At 36.9% G+C, this 15,415-nt stretch carries 11 protein-coding genes; all 11 read right to left on the bottom strand.

The features are described from left to right. Nucleotides 1–18: 18 nt before the first annotated feature. The 11 genes from C0V77_RS01850 to C0V77_RS01800 all read right to left on the bottom strand — a co-directional run bounded on the left by C0V77_RS01850 (nucleotide 19) and on the right by C0V77_RS01800 (nucleotide 14,633). Nucleotides 19–1,290: a restriction endonuclease subunit S gene (locus tag C0V77_RS01850; RefSeq protein ID WP_101724601.1), complete on the bottom strand. Its 1,272-nt coding sequence runs from the start codon at nucleotides 1,288–1,290 to the stop codon at nucleotides 19–21. After that, nucleotides 1,283–2,821 (bottom strand): class I SAM-dependent DNA methyltransferase, encoded by a 1,539-nt coding sequence (locus tag C0V77_RS01845; protein WP_101724600.1) that lies wholly within the window; start codon nucleotides 2,819–2,821, stop codon nucleotides 1,283–1,285. Before C0V77_RS01845 ends, C0V77_RS01850 begins: the two co-directional genes overlap by 8 nt. Before the next feature lie 51 nt (nucleotides 2,822–2,872). Next, the gene (locus C0V77_RS01840; protein WP_101724599.1) at nucleotides 2,873–4,222 is read right to left on the bottom strand and encodes a hypothetical protein; all 1,350 of its coding nucleotides are present in this window, start codon (nucleotides 4,220–4,222) and stop codon (nucleotides 2,873–2,875) included. Between the two features lie 124 nt (nucleotides 4,223–4,346). After that, on the bottom strand, nucleotides 4,347–5,000 hold the full coding sequence (locus tag C0V77_RS01835; RefSeq protein WP_143705987.1) for a glycosyltransferase family 25 protein: 654 nt from the start codon (nucleotides 4,998–5,000) through the stop codon (nucleotides 4,347–4,349). A gap of 76 nt (nucleotides 5,001–5,076) precedes the next feature. Continuing rightward, nucleotides 5,077–6,417, bottom strand: a complete 1,341-nt coding sequence (locus tag C0V77_RS01830; protein ID WP_101724597.1) for a glycosyltransferase — start codon at nucleotides 6,415–6,417, stop codon at nucleotides 5,077–5,079. Nucleotides 6,418–6,555: 138 nt separating this feature from the next. After that, complete coding sequence (locus C0V77_RS01825) at nucleotides 6,556–6,993, bottom strand: hypothetical protein (protein WP_101724596.1); 438 nt, start codon at nucleotides 6,991–6,993, stop codon at nucleotides 6,556–6,558. A gap of 4 nt (nucleotides 6,994–6,997) precedes the next feature. Then, nucleotides 6,998–9,271 carry a peptidase domain-containing ABC transporter gene (locus C0V77_RS01820; protein ID WP_101724595.1) on the bottom strand — a complete coding sequence of 758 codons (2,274 nt, stop codon included), beginning with the start codon at nucleotides 9,269–9,271 and terminating at the stop codon, nucleotides 6,998–7,000. Next, nucleotides 9,256–10,260, bottom strand: a complete 1,005-nt coding sequence (locus C0V77_RS01815) for a hypothetical protein (RefSeq protein ID WP_101724594.1) — start codon at nucleotides 10,258–10,260, stop codon at nucleotides 9,256–9,258. Before C0V77_RS01815 ends, C0V77_RS01820 begins: the two co-directional genes overlap by 16 nt. Before the next feature lie 243 nt (nucleotides 10,261–10,503). Beyond that, the gene (locus tag C0V77_RS01810; RefSeq protein ID WP_101724593.1) at nucleotides 10,504–11,502 is read right to left on the bottom strand and encodes a hypothetical protein; all 999 of its coding nucleotides are present in this window, start codon (nucleotides 11,500–11,502) and stop codon (nucleotides 10,504–10,506) included. Between the two features lie 559 nt (nucleotides 11,503–12,061). After that, a complete protein-coding gene (locus C0V77_RS22995; RefSeq protein ID WP_158237863.1) occupies nucleotides 12,062–12,217 on the bottom strand; it encodes a hypothetical protein in 156 nt (51 codons plus the stop codon). Between the two features lie 157 nt (nucleotides 12,218–12,374). Then, complete coding sequence (locus C0V77_RS01800; protein ID WP_158237862.1) at nucleotides 12,375–14,633, bottom strand: outer membrane beta-barrel family protein; 2,259 nt, start codon at nucleotides 14,631–14,633, stop codon at nucleotides 12,375–12,377. Nucleotides 14,634–15,415 lie beyond the last annotated feature (782 nt).

The raw sequence follows: 15,415 nt of genomic DNA, 5'->3' as shown, positions 1-15,415 counted from the left end.
CAGGTTTTGGGTGTTTGTCTAACATTCTACTTTTACTTCACCACTCATCAGTTTGGGTAACAAGGTATCACGCAAGGCGGTAAGGGTTTGGATTTGTTTATTAATTGTAATTGATTTACTATTAATTGGGTGAATCGCCTGTTCCAAAGAGTGGATAATTTCTTTAGGTGGTAAAACAATTAAAAAAGATTCAATTGCATCTTTGGTTATCATTCTTACAGTTGAGCCTTTTGCTGATGAGGTAATATGGCTTTTATAATTCTTACTTTTTAATATTAAATACATGAGGTAATTACTTAATGAAGAATTATTAATTACACGATATAGATTAGCACCAACAATTACTTTTTGACCCAAAAAATCTTCCGGCACTATTGCTGGAAATCCAAGAATTGGCAAATTGTCAGATTGTTGTCTTGTTGCAATTATCAAATCTCCAGGTTGCGCAAGATATTTTTCAGGGCACTCTCCAGAATACAAACGGCTTCCAGAAGTTAAGAACCTTTCCTTATTAGATACACATCCCATTCCAAGAAGTTTTGAACTTCCATTGCCAATAAAATCACTTTTGTATGTAAAACCACCTTTTATTTCGATTAATTCGCCCAATAATTTTTCCTCCCACTCCTCCTTTGCTTCTTCAACAAACCACTGTCTGAAAAGCGTTTCGGCCATTTTTTCTAAGGTGGCATTCTGGCGGTGCAGCAGGTCTATTTTATCATCTAAACTGCTGAGGATATCCAAAATAATATCTTGTTCTTTTTTTGAAGGGATTGGGATTAGTAGAGATTTCAATACAGAAAGATTGATTAAAGGAACACTAGAACCAGTATTTCTTTGCAAAATCATATCAGTCATAAATGGACTGGCGAACCAATAATAAGCATAAAGTGGATTAACTATTTGTTTGTCTACTCTAAGGCGAAGTTGTTTATTTGAAATAATATACTTTGTAAATATCTCATTTCCCTGTAAAATTCCCACTTGCCCTATTGTACCGACTGCTGTAAAAATGATATCATCTTTTTCTGCCCATGTGCCTAATTCCTCAGCTTTTTCTTCATTAACAAAAACAAAGCCATTATCTATAAATCTTTTATGAATGTCGAGTGATAAATTATTCCCCCTAACTACCGGTACACCTTCATTTACAAAGTATTTTGCACTAATATTTGAACCGAATGGACCTGAAATAATTGATTTTTTTTGTGATGATTTTATTTCATCAATATTCTTTAATTCCCAATGTATTGGTATTAGACCAATATCAGTTTCCTTCCACTCACTCATTGATTTTAATTTTTAAAAGGTTAGCGGCAATGATTTCGTTCAGTTGGGCTTCTTCTTTCAGTTGGGCTTCCAGTTCGGCTTTCAGGGTGGTAAAGCGTTCGGCAAAGTCAAAATCGTCTTCATCATCAGGCAGGCCTACGTATCGGCCGGGTGTCAGCACGTAGTCCAGCTCGGCCACTTTGCTAATGGGGGCAGCCGCACAAAAACCGGGTATGTCTTCATAATTACCGCCGGGGTTACGCCAGTTGTGGTAGGTAGCAGCTATTTTCTGTATATCGTTGGCAGATAGCTCACGGGTGCGGCGGTTAATGAGGTGCCCCAGGTTGCGGGCATCAATAAACAGTATCTCTTGGCTGCGGTCGCGGTACTTGCCGTTTTTGCGGTTGCGGCTCATAAACCACAGCGCGGCGGGTATCTGGGTGTTCAGAAACAACTTGGCCGGCAGGTTTACGATGCAGTCAATGAAGCCTTTTTCAATTAATGTTTTGCGGATGTCTCCCTCGCCTGATGTTTTAGAGGTCAGCGCGCCTTTGGCCAGCACAACCCCTGCCTGCCCGCTTGGCGCCAGGTGGTATAAAAAATGCTGCATCCAGGCAAAGTTGGCATTGCCGGTGGGCGGGGTGCCATATTGCCAGCGGCCGTCGGTACGTAGCTGTTCGCCGCCCCAGTCGCTCACATTAAAAGGCGGGTTGGCAATGATGTAATCTGCTTTCAGGTCTTTGTGTGCGTCGTTCAGAAACGAGCCTTCGTTGTTCCATTTTACCTGCGAGCTGTCAATACCCCTGATAGCCAGGTTCATTTTAGCCAGCCGCCAGGTGGTCTGGTTGCTTTCCTGCCCGTAAATAGAGATATCGTTGATGCGCCCCTGATGCTCGGTTACAAATTTTTCAGAATGCACAAACATACCGCCAGAGCCACAGCAGGGGTCGAACACGCGGCCTTTGTAGGGTTCCAACATTTCAACCAGCAGCTCTACCACACTACGCGGGGTGTAAAACTGCCCACCCTTTTTGCCCTCGGCCAGCGCAAATTCACCCAGAAAATACTCAAAAACATGGCCCAGCACATCGGCGCTTCGGGCTTTGGCATCACCCAGGGCAATATTGCTCACCAGGTCAATGAGTTCGCCCAGGCTGGTGGGGTCCAGGTTAACCCGGGCATATACCCTGGGTAAAACGCTTTTCAGCGACGGGTTTTCTTTTTCAATCACATCCATCGCGTTATCTACCATTTTGCCAATTTCCGGCTGTTTGGCATTGGCCTGTAAATTACTCCAGCGCGACTCCTGCGGCACAAAAAATATGTTTTTCGAACTGTATTCGTCGCGGTCTTCGGGGTCTGCGCCCTCTGCTTCTTCGGCTTTCAGCACGGTATACCGCTCTTCAAAAGCATCAGAAATATACTTTAAAAATATAAGCCCTAAAACTACGTGTTTATATTCGGCGGCATCAATGTTTTTACGGAGTTTGTCTGCAGCTTTCCACAATTGCTTTTCCAGGGGTTCTTCGGCTGCTACTTTCTGTTTACTCATCGGGCTGGTGTCAGTTGGTTATATCCCGCTAAATTAAAATATTATTTCAGTTCAATTCACCTTCAGACTGATATAATTTACCCAAACCAGCTCACGGTCGGTGTTTGTTTTAAAGTTCTTAACCATAAAGGCCTTGTTGTAGGGAATTTTTTTGTCGAAAACCACTTTGTTATTTAAAACCACCTTGATGTTTTCGTCGGTATTGACCATCGCCGGGCTAATGAAAATATCAAATTCATTTACTCTTGATGTTTCCACATAAAAAGTGTTGCCCTTTAGTTCGGCCTTTATCATGCTGCTTTCTTCATTGTTGTAATAAGGTATGGTGTCCCACTTTTTGCTTTTTTTGTTATAACTCTGCATGGCTATGGGCTTATGAAACGGAGCTCCGGGTTTTTTTGTATCAAACTTTCTGATGGCTATCCAGTCGCAGGTAGTGTTCATGTAATTGCCTGTTTCCCAACGGATTGTTTTTTTAAAAGCATTTCTTGCAGTAGTATTCAGGAAACTGATGCTATTGGGTATGTCTTTGTCCAGATGTTTATCATAGTGCTGATAACCCAGATACTCTTTATAGCTTACCGGGCTGCCTGATTCGGTTAGTGTTTTACGGATTACCCTTATCTGCTCAATGGGTCTCAGGTCGTCGCGGTCTGAATGCACAAGAAATAAAGGGCGGTTTACCGCATTGTTTAAGTAAACATTTTTGGCAAATATATTGGTAAGCATAGAGTTATAGCATACAAAGCCTGCAAATGGGGTAGGGTACCCCAACTGTAATAAAAAAGTGCCATCGGCGCCATCAGAATGCCCGTATGAGAAAACTTTCTGGTCGTGTACATTCAGAAAAGACTTACAATAATTGACCATCTCAACCAGTGTTCGGTAGGTTTCGTTATTTTTTGAGGCGCTGCCAGATTCGCCAAAATCTTCGAAACGGTTAATGGCCCAGTCAAACTTTTTAGAGGGGTCGGCAAAAGGCCTGATTATGATATAGTTTTGTTTGGCCAGGGCATCAAAAAAAATATCATGAATCTTCGTTCGGGTATCGTAAGCACGTTGAAAATTGCTTTCGCCAACGGCGCCATGCAGCAAAAGCGCCATAGGGTTTTTTACTGCCGGATTATACCCTTTGGGTATAAACAGCCTGAAAGGTACCTTGCCAAACACCTTGTCTTCAATGGTAAGGATGTATTCTTTGCCGGTTTCGTTTATTTTTTCGTATTTATTGAATTGATGAATCTGATTGAGGGCCATTTGAGCAGTTATTTTGTCATCAGTCTCCAGCTGCCTGATAAATTCGGCGCGTGGTTTATTCAATAGTATTTCTTTATTGATACTTTGTGCTACAGAAACCTGGTTTATCATAACGATTGCTGAAATTAAAGTAAGTTTTTTCATGTTAACAGATTTTTTAAACTTAAAAAAGCAAATGATTTATGCTGGTTTTATACATACAATCAATTTTTGCGGCATTCTGGCTCAGGTTTTGGGTTTAACATTTGCCCGGTTTTGAGAACTACCACTAATATTGATTGCGTAGGAAGGTGTAGTCTTCAAAACGGTTGGTAACGGAAGACATATCTGCTCTCTGGAAAGCTAATTTAGGCTTACTTACAAAGGAAAGCCCACGAGGGAAAAGTACATTTGCGTAAACCACATCGGCCGGGCCTCTTAGCTTGCTTAATTCATCTATTAATAACTGATACACCGAGCGATGAACCGCGTGGCAATGCAGGGCAAAACCATAGTTTATTTTTTCCCAGTATCCATTAAATTTCTCCTGCTCCATGGTATTTAAGCCAAAGAATAATGACTCCCACCGTGCGGGTATGTTATGCAGCAAAGCTGGTAGAAGCTCGTTTAATTCAGGCAAAAACTCTATGTCATCTTCTATAATCAGCACATTCTCCCAGTTTTCTTTCAAGGCCAGTCTGAAAATTTCCAGAAGCGAGAGGCATACGCCTAAGGCGCCCCTGTTCCAATGTGCCGGAAGCTCATGTATCTCTGCTGCTGTAACCATTTGTATATCTGGTCTTTCATGCCCATTAATGGCTGCAAACCTTTCAAATTCCAATTGATTTTCTCTTAGAATTTTCTCGGATTTTTCCAGGCGGTCTTTTCTGGTATCCAGATTAAGAAGAAGTACTTTCCTGAAATGCTTGTTTAGTAAATTCATGATTTTGTTTTGGTCACAGGTAAATGAGTAATTAATGAGAAAACTTTCATATAAAAATGCGAAAATCAAATCAGCGCTAAGTCTGAATCTTTTCAGTGAACTCAAATCGTGCTATTTTTTCCTGATAAGGAATCTGAAATGCCGGACTAAAAATATACTTTATTTTAGCGGTTATACTTGCTGAAGTTTCACTTATATTGCCTTTAAGGCCTAAAGCATTAAAATGTACACGAGCCGCATTTCCACATAAATCAGAGGTTTTATTGAAGGGGTAAATAATCATGGGGACCTTGCAATAAATACTCTCACGAATGCTGTTTAAGCCCCCATGGGTTATATACAGGTCGCACGATTTCAGGATTTTTAATTGAGGAAGCCTTTTATCGATATACAACCTGTTATGTTGTGTGTACGAAATTTTAAAATCAATGTCTCCGGTTGCCAAAATCAAATAATAATCGGGATGCTCATTTATCAGTGTTGTCAACCTGGTAAAAAAAGGAATAATTTTTTGGCTGTACTCAGCACTTAATGTACCGAGCGAGCAATATATAAGGCGGGTATCTGAATTAATAGACTTCCTGGTTATAATATTTTCTAAAAATGTCTCCAGAATTTTATTTTCCTTATTTATAAACCGGTAAGGTGCCATGTTAATAAAATTCTCATTTTTTTGGGGTAAATACCAAGGATATTCTAATGCACGAGGTGCCAGAATAATTGTTTCAGTATTTAAATGCGCAGGGTTTAACTCCAGATAAAATGAGGTTTTATACCTACTTAGGAAAATACTATCAAAATCAATATTCCTTTTTTTTGATAGATGCTTTAACAGGGAATCATCATCCCGGCCATTATATAAGAAATAGCTTGTGATTTTTTTAAAATATATCTTTATAGCATGTATCGACCACGCTAATGGCGTATAAATGGCCTTCTTGTTGATGAGCTGATGGCCAAGATATAACGGCGGGATATTTGGTTTTCTGGAGGTTGCGAGTTTTGTGTTGATTATCACTATCCTTTGCCAAGGTTTGATTATCTTTAAAATAAATAAGTAATAATAAGACAAATGCGGGTCAATATAAATCACATCGGGTTCGAGATCAGTGATTAATTTTATTGCAGACATTTCGGCATTTAATAAGTTTCTTAGCCTATTTATATTGAATTTTTTCGAAAACCGGCTTGCTATAAACAAGGATATGAAAACTTTCCAGCTGGTTACAAAGTAATGGTTGAAATAAATTATAGGCACTGGCATAAAACCTGCCTTCTTCATGTAATCGTAGTAGGAAGCAGGTGATGCCATAAAAATATTACTCCCTTCTTTTTTTAGTGCTTCAGCATAAGCAAAAACACTATTAAAATGACTTGTAACCGGAAGAATTATGAACAGGCATTTTTTTTCATTCATACTATAAGTTATCTTGATTTTTAGTCGGTTTAAGCAAAAGCCATCAATTGCAGCATTTATTGCGTGATAGTGAATCAGATTTTTAGACCAGCAAAATTTTTAGTCGCTACCATCAGTATTCTGCAATCATCATCCATGTTATTTATGCGGCCATGCATCTATCTTTAGTGAATTATATAAAACCCGCAGCATTGACTGCTTCCTGACCTTAAAATACAATTCGGTTTCAGCGCTTTTCAATCGGGGCCTTGTTGCGAAACGAATTTGGATTCTATCATTGCCTACTTCTTTAATTTCAGCAATCCTTAAAGCTGTTAGTTCAGACAGATGTTTGTCTTTTGTACCTCTAACCTGAATATAGTCTCCGTTTTTTAGATAAATTACATTAGAAGCATTTGTATAAGTAGTAGTGGTGCTATCTCTTTCTATGGTTATATGGCTATAAAAGCTACCATCGGGCATAGTTACAACTGATAAAATGAGTAACAGCACACACGGCACCAGCAAAAAGAACCAGAGACCATGTTTTTCTGTAAAACTTGAAATGGAGTCAATACTTTCATAATCTTTGCTCATACTATTAGTCGCCCAACTCCAGTTGGTTTTTAATTAGTTGATAATAAGTGCCTTTTTGTTTAATCAGTTCTTCGTGGGTGCCCTGTTCAATAATTTTACCTGTTTCAAGCACCACTATGTTATGTGCATTTTTTACTGTACTAAGTCTGTGGGCCACTACCACTACTGTTTTATTTGTAAAAAATGAGTTCAGATTTTCTATGATTACTTTTTCGTTTTTGGCATCAAGAGAACTTGTAGCTTCATCAAGAAAAAGTATTTCGGGGTTTTTATATAATGCACGGGCAATCAGAATCCTTTGCTTTTGCCCGGTGCTTATTCCGATTCCGTTACCGCCTATTTTAGTTTTGAAACCCATGGGCAACGATTCCACAAAGTCTGTAATATTGGTTAAATCTGTAGTGTATTTTATTTTGGCAAGCTGGTCTGAATTATATGCATCAGCATTTCGCATGGTGATATTATTAGCTACTGTTTCAGAGAATATGTACCCTTCCTGGAGTACTGCACCGCATTTGCTTCTCCAATAGTCTGAATCAATACGGCTAAGGGGGAAACCACCAATGAGAATTTCACCTTCCAAAGGCTGGTAAAATTTCATCAATAACTTTAATAAGGTGGTCTTGCCGCTTCCACTGGTGCCTACAATAGCTGTTGTTTGGCCTTTAGGTATTGACAGATTGAGGTTGTCAAATATTAAATCGTCATAGGACTCAGTGTAACTAAACTTCAGATTTTTAATGACTATATCGGCCGGTGCTACTTCTTTTCTGAGTACATCTTTATTGGCATCTTCTTCTTCACGTTTATGAATCTCGCCTAAACGGCTGAAGCTGATTCTGGAATCCTGATAAAACTGGAAAAAGCTCACAATTTGGTTAAATGGCCCGGTTAATTGCCCTAGAATAACAGATACACCCAGCATTACACCAAGAGTCATGGTGCCTTCAACCACATAATTGGCAATCAAAAAAGTAACCAGTACATTTTTTATTTGCACAATTACATTATTGCCGATATTCTGATACTGCTGTACGGATAATATTCTGATATTTATATCGAACATTCTGATTTGGATTTTTTCCCATGATTTTTTTTTTTCGTTTTGGGCATTATTGAGCTTTATCTCTGGCATTGAAACAATGGTTTCAATTAAGTTGTCGGTGCCTTCACTTGCAATGTCAAATCGGCGGTAGTCTAGTAATTCTCTTTTTCTCATAAAAACGGCAATCCAACCTACCGATAATACTGTGCCAAACAGATATACGTAGAAAACTTTCAGGTCGTAAAAAATCAGTATGCCCATCAGCACTAAAAGATTGATGGACGATATAATAAACTCTAGTAAATAGGTTTTAATAAATAATTCTATTCTGTTGTTATCACTTATTCGTTGCATTAAATCTCCTGCCAATTTTGAATCGAAATAAAACATGGGCAGTTTCATTATTTTGGATAAAAACCGGGAGGTTAAGTTTATTTCTATTTTGGTGCCTATAAATAAGAGTATCCACGATTTAATGGAGTCAATCACTGATGCTCCAATGAAAATGAAAAGTTGGGTAAGCAATATAAGCTCAATATATGCCGGGCTTTTGTAGTGTATCCCTACATCAATGAGTTTTTGTGTGAGCAAAGGGAAAGTTAAAATCAGCGCTCCGCTCAGAATCATACCGATAAATACTTTTAATAAACCGAATTTGTATTGGCTTACTAATTCCCATACTTTATTAGTATAACTCTGTGGATTATTTGCAGGTATTTCCGGCTCTTTATCGTCTGCAAAGTTTTCGTTCGGTTCAAAAAAAAGGGCTATACCATTGCCATTTGCTTCCTTACACCAATTATTGGTAAAATCTGGCAACCCTAATTTAATAATACCAAAAGAAGGGTCGGCAATGATAAACTTCTCTTCAGTAGAAAACAGCTTAAAGAAAAATGATTGTTTGGGTATGATGCCCTGAAGAATTACAAAATGTGATTTTCTCCAGAAAAGCACACAAGGGTAGGAGGCAAGTTTTTTCAAGTCGGGTAATGATAATTCGAGTGACATTGATTCCATATTTATCATTCTTGCCCCTTCACTCATCCCTTTCAGAGAAGTTCCCAGCTTAGCTGTCTTACACACGCGTCGCAGGTAATCAAGGCTTATATCCCGGCCATGGTAACCTGCTATCATTTTAAGACAAGTAGGGCCACAATCCAGGCTTTCGAGTTGTCGTGTAAACCTTAATTTATTTTTAGAAGCGAATTTCAGGTAATTCAGAATTTTTCGCATAGGTTGTTAAAGTCTGCTTTTGAAAGGTCGGTGTACTTATACAAATCTGATCCACCTTTTACAGCCTTAAGCTGGTTCGGAATGTAGAGGGCATATCTGAATTCTGAATCTTTCAGCGACTCAATTTTATCCGGCTTAATCCGCCATAATTTTTTAAAATTATCTTTATTAATCGCCTTGGAAAGCAATGCGCGATTTACATTCCCAAACGATTTTTTAAGCGATAAGCAATTCTTGATATTCCCGGCCTTGTCTATACAAACCTTTGCATTATAATAAGGATTGTAGAAATGGCTTTCCATGAAATAATCCATGTTGATGACCACCTTTGGCGAGGTATAATGGTTAGTGGTAACTTTATTAATGGGTTTTTCAGTAAATACTATTTTACAGCTGTCAGCAAACATAATTTCGGTTTCATGATAGCCGGCAATTACTATGAAGCCAATCTTTTTATTTTTATCTACAAATTCATAAATGGATTCTTTTGTGAGGCCATTAAAAGTACTAAAGATTAATTCAATGCACCTGGTGGTTGAATCGACAAAAGGATTTAATACTTCCTCCAGCTCATTTATACTAACAAGCGGGTTTAAGTACCTCAGTTCTACCACTTTGCAGTTTAGTATATCCAGTTCAGTTACAAGATTTGCCATTGAATACTCACCTGTATACTCTAATACTGCTGATGCAACACTGCTAAAATTTTTATAAGCAATTTCTGTTCTTGGAAACAATTGTGGCGTATTGGTGAAAAAAACCAAATCGTGAGTTGTTAAATAATTTATGTATTCGTCAAGTGTGCTTTCCTGCCCTATATACAACTGATAGACTTTTTTTACAGGATACACATGTAATTGATGAATAACCTCTGAAAAGCTTTTAGGAATTCTCAAAACTACCCCTTTATGGAAATCATAAACTGCACTATTTTCAGCCCCGTCCACCACAAAGCAGTGCGAAAAAAGTCTGATATATTTCTTTTTCATCTGAATCGGTTTAAAAGATAGTTTAAATAATTTTATTGCGTATCTGAATTCAGATATTCAGTTTCTCAAAGGTCAAAAAGATTCAAATCAGAAGCCGGTTTGTGTACACTATAATTGAGATAATTCTTGCTAAAGTGCCTTTTGCTGGTGCCAAATCTCGCTGTAACCTTCAACTCTCCTACTTCTTCCGTTTTATAAACGGTCATGCACCTATAAAAAACTGGTATTTTTAATAGTGTTTTTTTACTGAATGGAGGCTCTTTTGTCTGTTGCATCTTTAATGTCATGTTTAATTAACCAATCTGCAATTTTTTCTTCCAGGTAAAAGTTTCCGCTTGCCGATGGATGGGAATATTGTCCTACAGGATTTACTTCTATAAAATAATAGTTTCCGTATTTATCAAGAATAATATCCATAGAGCCGGTGTTGAGACCTACGAGATTCATGAATTTCGTTACCTTTTCTTTTATAAAATCAGGCAAACAAAAAATTGTCCAATGTTGGGAATCGCTATCAAAACCTCTTTTAATATCTACCTCTTGTGTTTCATTACTATAAATCATAGCCAATGAATAAAATTCTCCATCCAGATAGAACACCCGTATCTCAATGTCTCGTAGGATTTTTTCCTGAAATAATGAAGGAAAGAAATAATCAGGTAAGTCCTCAATATCCAGAGCTGTAATTTCTTTTACATGTACAAAGTAGGTTTTGTCATTATCTATAAAGTAGCTTGATTTATTGATAGGCTTAGTTATTAGCCCATGTTTTGAACGATTGAAAAAATCAGTGAGGTCTCTCTTATTATTGATAATACTACTATTAGGCACTCTCAGACCTGCTTTTTGCGCTTTGTCTGTAATAATGAGCTTATTTACATTGGCAAGATGAGATGCCGGAAGCCAAATTCTGTCTTTCAGTAAATAAAATAAATAATAGATTAGATTAATTGCCTCATCTGTTATCTCATTTTTGAGTTGTGCACTGAACGGTTCATCATCTGAAAGTTCAAAGTAATTAAATATCCTTCGATAGAATATTACCCTTATTTCTGATGTAATATCCTTGCCGTTGTGAAAAATTTTCCTTGCGGCTATATTCACATGAAACCTATGCTGATTATCTACCGAGTATAAGTCCTCTATTGTCACTTTAATGAAGTCTGCCTTTTTGTGTAGCAGCCAGTCAATTACTTTTTCAGTACCTTGTTCGTAAGAAGAATAAGATAAAACCAGAATCATATAAATGTAAGTCAGGGATGCTTTTAAAATTTATAAATTATTCATCAAAGTTTCATAAGGAGCACATCGGGATAACCAAAGAAGCAAACTAAAACAAGGTTAAATCACCAGTGAGAATTGGCTGAATTTTCTCCAGGTGACAGATAAATACAACTTACAGAATACTAACAAAGTATAATTGCGCTAACGTGTGTCGGTAGTATTTGATTTGTCTTCACATATGGAGGAATCAAAACTTTTAGATACATCCGTATCATTTGAACAATCATGTGCTTTTGATGAGTCCTTTGTAACAGAATATCCGGCGAATATTCCTTTTGTTTTATTAATATCTACCAATCTGTAGTTCTCAGTAAGTGCCAATTTATTGTTAAGTTTTGTCATGGTATTGTTGTATTTAATTGGAATAGGCTGAGTCTTAAGTTCATTGGTTTGCCTACCTTGGTTTGTAGCTTTGAATAGCAAAAAGAAACTTCAATAGCCTCATTTCCCCAAGTGAGTTAACAAAGCAAAGTGCCTAAAGATGAAGGGGGGAGTAACTCCACCCTTCATTTAATTATCAATCATGATGGCTAGACTTATCAGTATTGTTAGATGAGTCATGGTCATTTGAGGTATCATTTGAGGTAGAGGTATCGTATGATACCGAGTATCCGCCAAATACACCTCTTGCCTTGTTAAGGTCAACTAATTGATAATTGTCAATTGAAGTCAATTTTTCTAATAATTTTTTCATTTTTAATAAATGTTGAATATTGTGCTTACTCTATAAACGGTTTTCAGCATACCCGTAAACTTTATATGTGCACCTAATAAAGAATCATCATTAAATAGCCTTTTCTATGTATAGCAGTTGCGGTCAAAAAAGTTGTTTATCTGGTTGTTCGGTAAGTTTCTTCACTGTTGCTTTTAGGAGCGCGTTTTTTGTTGTAATCCATACCTCTGCTTATTGAATGAACCAATGTCAATGTTACTTTACGGGAGTTCCAGCGGTTCAAGCTAAATGTTTCCTGCTCTTCGGTATTTATTCTGAGCCGCTCCCAGTTAAAGTAAAAAGGGTCTTCAATGTATAACTTAAGATAAGTTCGTTCTTTAAATGTTTTACCGATACCCACTGATAAATCGTTACGTCGCAGAATCATGGTTTGGCCTGTTGTATTGGGGCTTATATACATGCCGTTAAACTCCAGATTATATCCTTTTGGTAAGGATAAAGCACCTGAAATGTTAATCAGTATTGATAAGGCTGATTGTTGTAAGAGGCTACCTTTAGCTGTTGGTCCTTTAAATTGATTATAGCTTAAACCAGCGTAAGTATTCACTGATAAAATCTTATAATTGACAGGAATACTGAGGGTCAATTCAAGATTTGAACGTTGCGACAGGTTTTCGGTAGTTGAAACAAATGACGAGTTATCAAGATTCTGATAGGCTATTGATGTAAAAACATTGTTGTATTTTTCGAAAGCCAGTGTCAGCGAGTAATTGTTTTTATAGACATACTTGCTTTCTACTCTGTTTACAAATTCAGGCTTCAAAAACGGATTGCCTACCGAATATGCATAAGCATTGAGATAGTTTGGAACAGGGCTTAACTGATGATATTTTGGTCTGGATATTCGTCTTGAATACGAAAAATTAAGGACATTGTTTTCAGCAGAATCTAAAGCATATTTAACAAATAAGCTTGGAAAAAAACTGTTGTACTTTAATATGTATGATGTTTTATAGAAGGCATTTGACCTGCTGCTTTCAAACCTGAGTCCTCCCATTAGTTCCCATCTTTTGTATTTGGGGAGGTGTTTATTAAAATAGGCTGCATATACTTCTTCATGATAGTCAAATTTACCGCCAAAAATATCATCACCCAGATTACTTACTAATTTCTGATAATTCAAATCATAAATTGTGTTTACGTTGCTGAGTTTACCACCGTACTCAAGGTAACTGCCATTGCTTTTGTTTTTAACAATGTCCATCTGCAATGTAAATATCTTTGAATTATTACTAGTTTTATAAATAAGATCATCCAGGGTATCCTTCGTGGTTTTTGTTACCGAATAGTTATTGAAATTCCCTTTATCTGCTGAAAACCAGTAGTTGGCTTTTATATCCACATTGCTGCCCAGACTGTCGAGCTTTTTCAGATAAAAAGCCCCCAGATTATCCTCATTAGTCTGAATATTCCTTTTGTTTTTTCCGAATGAGTCTCCACTGGCATAGCTGATTAATGTATTGTTTATGTCGGTATTACTTTTATTAAAATTTTTGAAACCAGACCACACCGCTCCTATTTCCTGATTTTTACCAAGGGCATTGAAATAATCCAACTGATATGATACCAGCCTGTCAGTTCTTAGCTCTTCGGTATTCTGAAATATCCGGTTATTATTCGCCTTGAATTTTCTTTCTATTTCATACACATCTAATTTGGGGTCATTTATAAGGGTAATATTGGCTTCTATAATGGTGTTCTTTCTCTTATGAGAAATCTGAGGACTATACACACCTGTATGCACACCTGAATAACCATAAGAAACAAAATTGGTAATTTTGGTACCCTGCTGATTATTTCTTTTAGGTACTATATGAATAATGGCCGCGGTACCTTCAGCATCGTACTTTGCAGAAGGGTTTGTCATAATCTCCAGCGATGATATATTTTCTGATAAATGTGTTTTCAAAAAAGCATTAAGGGCTTCGCCACTTAACTTCATGGTTCTCCCATTAATCAGGAATGTAACATTGGCGTTCCCGTTGACACTCACAGACCCCTTAGAGTCTATCACAATGCCAGGGGCAAGCTTTAAAATGTTGTCCAGGCTTTTGCCTTTGGCCAGATAATTACCGTCTACGTTGATAATTACTTTGTCCAGTTCATGTTGAATCAATGGTTTTTTTGCTTTTATCGAAATTTCACCAAGCATGGTTGCGGTTTCTGATATAATGAAATCCCGCAGTTCAAAGCTATTTTTCGTTTCCGATAGGGCTATTAACCCTGTAAAAGTTTGGTTTGTATCGCTAAATTGTCTGAATCCAAGCATGTAATCGCCGTATTCAGATAAATAAATGTTGAATTTACCGGTTGAATCTGTGTATTGTCCTCTTAATATTGATAAGGTGTCAGGCATTTTATAAACAAAAATTTCAATACCTGGGCGGCTTTTTCCATGCTCGTTTATTACATTTCCAGAAATGGAAATCTTCTTTGTCTGTGAAAAAACAAATCCGGAACTCATTAATAAATAGATTGAATAAATAAAAAGTGCTTTTAAATACATTAGCGTTTAATTTTATCAATGATTGGCTTTTGTAGGCCTTATTTTCATGACCGAATACTCAACTCTAAATTGATCCAAGCATTGCTACTGGTCGTCATTTTTATGTGTTTGTTTGAAAAATATAATTTAATATTTAAATAATTATATTTTAGAAAAAACATAGTATTCCCGGAACAATGACTTCATTTAAAATTTTGTCATCGCCATTAAATGATTTTTTAGTGGAGTTAAGATTAAATCACTGATTCTTCTGCCTATAGCAAAAGAGCAAATTAAATTTTTAATACTGAATCGTTTACATTCAGGACTTGCGTTTAATTGTTATAGATACAGTTTGCAAATAGATAGCATACCGTCACGGCATTGGTATGCAGCGGTAAAAAAACACCAGGGAGATTTTAGCACCAGCATTTAATAAGTAAATGAATCAGACTCTTCTGGCTATTAAAGATTTTATGAATAATTTACTATTGCTAAGGTATAAATTTAATATTACACGTCAAGACTTTCTTCTTATTTTTCGGTGTTTTATTATTTAACGGTACCTATTAGATGTGTCTAAACATCTTTATAGAGCATTTGGTAGTCTAAAATAGAGTTTTTGCAGCAGTTTGATTAGAGCAAAGCTTTTA

Source organism: Emticicia sp. TH156 (genome assembly GCF_002855535.1).
GTDB lineage: Bacteria > Bacteroidota > Bacteroidia > Cytophagales > Spirosomataceae > Emticicia > Emticicia fluvialis.
The sequence above is the reverse complement of the archived record's forward strand: the minus strand, read 5'-3'. Positions and strand labels throughout refer to the sequence as shown.